A 3,840-nucleotide genomic window follows, 5' to 3' on the forward strand; every position below is an offset into this window, starting at 1 on the left:
GCTGTCGCTGGCGGGATCGGCTTCTACGACGGCTTCTTCGGACCCGGCGCGGGGTCCTTCTTCGCCCTGGCGCTGGTCACCTTGCTGGGGATGGGGCTGACCCGCGCCACCGCGCACACCAAGGCGTTCAACTTCGCCAGCAATATCGGCAGCCTCATCGTCTTCCTGTTCGCCGGGCACATATTGTTCGTGCTCGGCCTCTGCATGGCAGTGGGCACCACCGCGGGCGCCCTCGTCGGGTCGCACATGGCGATGCGCTTCGGCGCACGGGTCATCCGGCCGCTGCTGGTGACGATTTCGCTGGCGATGACGGCGCGGTTGCTATGGAACGCGCTCGGCTGACCTCCGGATCGACACGGCTCACACAATGCTCGCTTCGGCATAGGCTCGTCTCTCACCGGCAACGAAGCGCTTGCCTTGCCCCCGCCTTGGATTCCATAGCGGACGAATAGACCAGGAGAGTTGGCGTTGGACGAAGACAACATCCCCACCACTGACGCGCAGCCTGCGGAGTCGCCCGCAAAGGCGAAGTCGGCGCCCAAGATCAACAAGAAGACCGCCGTGATCGGCGCTGCCGTGGGTATCGGCTCGGCCGCGATCGTCGCCGCCCTGCTCTACGCCAATCGCGGCAACGGCAAGTCCTGACCGAGTCCGCGCCCTCCCGGATCTTCACGATCGGCTATGAGGGCGTGACGCAACAGGCGTTTATCGACTGTCTGCGCGGGGCCCGCGTGGAAGTGCTTGCCGATGTTCGCGCCGTGCCGCTGTCGCGACGGCCGGGCTTTTCCAAGAATATCCTGACTGCCGAGCTCCGCGAGGCTGGCATCGACTATGCCGGCTTCAAGGCGCTGGGGACGCCGCCCGCGGGGCGCACAGCGGCGCGGCGCAACGACCTCGCCACCCTGTCGCATATCTATGCGGGCCAACTGGCGATGCCCGACGCCTTGGCGCAAGGCGCCATGCTGCAGGATCTCGCGCGCGAAAGGAGCGTCGCCCTGCTCTGTTTCGAGCGCGAACCCGCCTGCTGCCACCGCTCGCTGCTCGCCCAGACGCTGTTCGCCGACGCAGAGATCATCGATCTGTTTCCGTAGCGGCAGCGGCCATTGCTCGCAGAGTGATCGAGCGTTAACCTCCGGCGAAACCAGGAGGGGATTTCCATGACCGACGCCATCGCCACGACCGAAGCTTTTCTGGCCGAGTGGGCCAAGGGTCGCGACGCCATACGCCAGGCCGTACGCGACTATTTCACGCCGACGACGACATGGGAAAATGTCGGCATGTCACTGACGACAGGCCCGGACGAGGCGCTGGCGGCGCTCGACGGGTTCGAGGCGAACCTCGGCATGGTCGCGATGACGGTCGACATGCATTCGATCGTCGCGCTTGGCGACAAGGTGCTTACCGAGCGCGTCGACCACATCCTGAAAGCGGACGGCTCGGTCGCGGCCTCGATCCGGATCATGGGCATCATCGAGACCAGCGGCGGCAAGATCACCGCCTGGCGCGACTATTTCGACACGGCTGGCCTGCTCGGCGGCCACTGACCTCAGCCTTGCTCTGTGATGATCGGGGGCCATTTTTCTTCAGCGCAGGTAGCGCGGAAGAACGCAGGCCGGAACCGGGCCGTAACGGAAAATCCAGGTGTTTCTGCACCTTGAAGCGGAACAGGCTTTTCCGCCGGATCGTTTCAGGGGCTTCCAGAGAAGGAATTCCCCTCATGAAACGCTCCATTCCCATCCTGTCTGCTGCTGTGCTGACCTTGGCTTTGGCGGGCTGCGGCGACAAGACGAAGGCAGATGCCGAAACAGCAGCGAACCAGGCCGAGCAGGCGCTCGACAGCGCGGGAGCCATGGCGTCGAACGTGGCGCTGGATGCACAACAAGCCCTGTCGCCAACCCCGGCCGGTCAGGAATTTATCGACCGCATGGCCAAGTCCGATGCCTATGAGATCGCGGCAGCCAAATTGGCGGTGACCAATGCATCGTCGCAAGCCGTGAAGGACTTCGCGGCGGAGATGATCAAGGCGCATACCGACTCGACTGCCAGGATCAAGGCGGCAGCCGCCACGGCCAACCCTGCGCTGACGCCCAACGCCGAACTGACCGCCGACCAGCAGGACGACCTAGCCGATCTCGGCAAGAAAAAGGGCGCCGAGTTCGACAAGGACTATGTTGACGATCAGGTCGACGCCCATGAAGATGCCGTCGTGCTCCTCCGCGACTATTCGGCCAAGGGCGACACGCCGGCGCTCCGCACGGTCGCGGGCGAACTGCTACCCACTGTCCAGGGTCATCTGGACCATGCCCGCAAGCTCGACCAATAGGATATAGGGGAGCGCTTGGCCCCGCTCAGATCATCAACACCACCTTGCCGATATGGTCCTCGTCGAGGCGCCGATGCGCGTCGGCGGCGGCCTCCAGCGGGAAGGTGGTGTCGATGACGGGCTTCAGCCGACCTTCCTCGACATGCGGCCAGACCACCGACGCGATCTCATCGGCGACACCCGTCTTGAAGCTCAGGTCGCGCGGGCGGAGCGTGGAACCGGTCAGGGTCAGCCGCTTCTGCATGATTTTCCAGATCGGGATCTCGGCCTTGGCGCCCTTCTGGACCGCAATCGACACATGGCGCCCGTCATCGGCCATGCAGTCGATGTTCCGCGGAACATAGTCCCCACCGACCATGTCGAGCACGACATCAACCCCGCGCCCATCGGTCAGGCGCGCAACCTCCGCCACGAAGTCCTGCGTACGATAGTTGATCGCGGCACTCGCACCGAGCTTGACCGCCGCCGCGCATTTCTCGTCGGATCCGACGGTCACGATGGTGCGGACCTGAAAGATGCGGCCGAGCAGGATCATCATCGTGCCGATGCCGCTGGTACCGCCATGAACAAGCACCGTGTCGCCTTCCGCCGCATAAGCGCGTTCGAAGACATTGCTCCATACCGTGAACAGCGTTTCCGGAATGGCCGCCGCCTCGATCATCGACAGCGTGTTTGGGATCGACAGGCAGAGCCCGGCGTCGGCCACTGCATATTCGGCATAGCCGCCCCCGGCGACCAGCGCGCAGACCTCCTGCCCCAGCAATTCGGGCATCACCCCGTCCCCGCAGGCTACGATCTCACCGGCGATCTCAAGCCCCAGAATGGACGGTGCGCCCGGCGGCGGGGGATAACGGCCGGTCCGCTGCGCGACATCGGGCCGATTGACCCCGGCTGCTGCGACTCGGATGAGGACCTGACTAGGCCCCGGATTGGGCACGGGCCGCTTGACGGGGACCAATATCTCGGGTCCGCCCGCCCCCTCCGGGTCGATCGCCCACATCGTCTCAGCTATTTCGACCATCTTGCCCCCGATCGAGGCGTTGCCGACGCCTGATTCACCATCGGTTTATTGACATGCGCCCCGTCAGGGTCAACTTTGAGGCCATGGAGCCTGACGATCTTTTCGCCAAAAAGGCCGGAGATCCGCTGAGCCAGCTGGTTCGGCAGGATCTCGACCCGCTGTCGGTCGAGGAGCTGGAGCTGCGGATATCCGCACTGACGGCCGAGATCGACCGCTGCCGCGACAGGATGGCCAAGGCCGTTAACCATCGCGCAACAGCCGAAAGCCTATTCAAGCGATGACGGCGCGACTGCCGGAAAGCGACGCTCTCGCCCCCCGGCAGAAGGGTGGTTCTTGATGAACGGCCCTGGGCACCCGACATATGGTGTAGCGGCATGGCTCGGCCCATGCCGAATGGAGTAGAACGACCATGCCATCCTTCGCCCGCGAACTCGAACAGACGCTGCACAACGCGCTGAGCGCAGCCAGCAGCCGGCGCCATGAATATGCGACCCTC

7 protein-coding genes are annotated in these 3,840 nt (G+C 64.5%); 6 read left to right on the forward strand and 1 reads right to left on the reverse strand.

What is annotated here, in order from left to right:
* From KAY22_RS25950 to KAY22_RS25970, 5 genes are all read left to right on the forward strand, one after another.
* On the forward strand, positions 1-342 hold a 342-nt coding region (locus KAY22_RS25950; protein WP_296625986.1), incomplete at its 5' end, for a TSUP family transporter.
* Between the two features lie 126 nt (positions 343-468).
* Positions 469-645: a hypothetical protein gene (locus tag KAY22_RS25955; protein ID WP_296625987.1), complete on the forward strand. Its 177-nt coding sequence runs from the start codon at positions 469-471 to the stop codon at positions 643-645.
* Positions 646-689: 44 nt separating this feature from the next.
* The gene (locus KAY22_RS25960; RefSeq protein WP_296625988.1) at positions 690-1,091 is read left to right on the forward strand and encodes a DUF488 domain-containing protein; all 402 of its coding nucleotides are present in this window, start codon (positions 690-692) and stop codon (positions 1,089-1,091) included.
* A 66-nt stretch (positions 1,092-1,157) separates the two neighbouring features.
* The gene (locus tag KAY22_RS25965) at positions 1,158-1,544 is read left to right on the forward strand and encodes a limonene-1,2-epoxide hydrolase family protein (RefSeq protein ID WP_296625989.1); all 387 of its coding nucleotides are present in this window, start codon (positions 1,158-1,160) and stop codon (positions 1,542-1,544) included.
* A 173-nt stretch (positions 1,545-1,717) separates the two neighbouring features.
* Entirely contained in the window at positions 1,718-2,323 is a 606-nt protein-coding gene (locus tag KAY22_RS25970; protein ID WP_296625990.1) for a DUF4142 domain-containing protein, read from the forward strand.
* Positions 2,324-2,348: 25 nt separating this feature from the next.
* Here the strand turns inward: KAY22_RS25970 and KAY22_RS25975 are convergent, their stop codons facing one another.
* Positions 2,349-3,344, reverse strand: a complete 996-nt coding sequence (locus tag KAY22_RS25975; protein ID WP_296625991.1) for an NAD(P)H-quinone oxidoreductase — start codon at positions 3,342-3,344, stop codon at positions 2,349-2,351.
* A gap of 83 nt (positions 3,345-3,427) precedes the next feature.
* Here KAY22_RS25975 and KAY22_RS25980 point away from each other — a divergent pair, with 83 nt between their 5' ends.
* Positions 3,428-3,625, forward strand: coding sequence for a DUF1192 domain-containing protein (locus KAY22_RS25980; RefSeq protein ID WP_296625992.1), 198 nt, complete (start codon positions 3,428-3,430; stop codon positions 3,623-3,625).
* Positions 3,626-3,840: the final 215 nt, after the last annotated feature.

This window comes from Rhizorhabdus sp., from assembly GCF_018006725.1.
GTDB lineage: Bacteria > Pseudomonadota > Alphaproteobacteria > Sphingomonadales > Sphingomonadaceae > Rhizorhabdus.

Excerpts from the sequence above, each read along its gene's own strand:
- KAY22_RS25965 (WP_296625989.1), top strand. The coding sequence starts at position 1,158 with ATGACCGACGCCATCGCCACGACCGAAGCTTTTCTGGCCGAGTGGGCC.
- KAY22_RS25975 (WP_296625991.1), bottom strand. The coding sequence starts at position 3,344 with ATGGTCGAAATAGCTGAGACGATGTGGGCGATCGACCCGGAGGGGGCG.
- KAY22_RS25970 (WP_296625990.1), top strand. The coding sequence starts at position 1,718 with ATGAAACGCTCCATTCCCATCCTGTCTGCTGCTGTGCTGACCTTGGCT.
- KAY22_RS25980 (WP_296625992.1), top strand. The coding sequence starts at position 3,428 with ATGGAGCCTGACGATCTTTTCGCCAAAAAGGCCGGAGATCCGCTGAGC.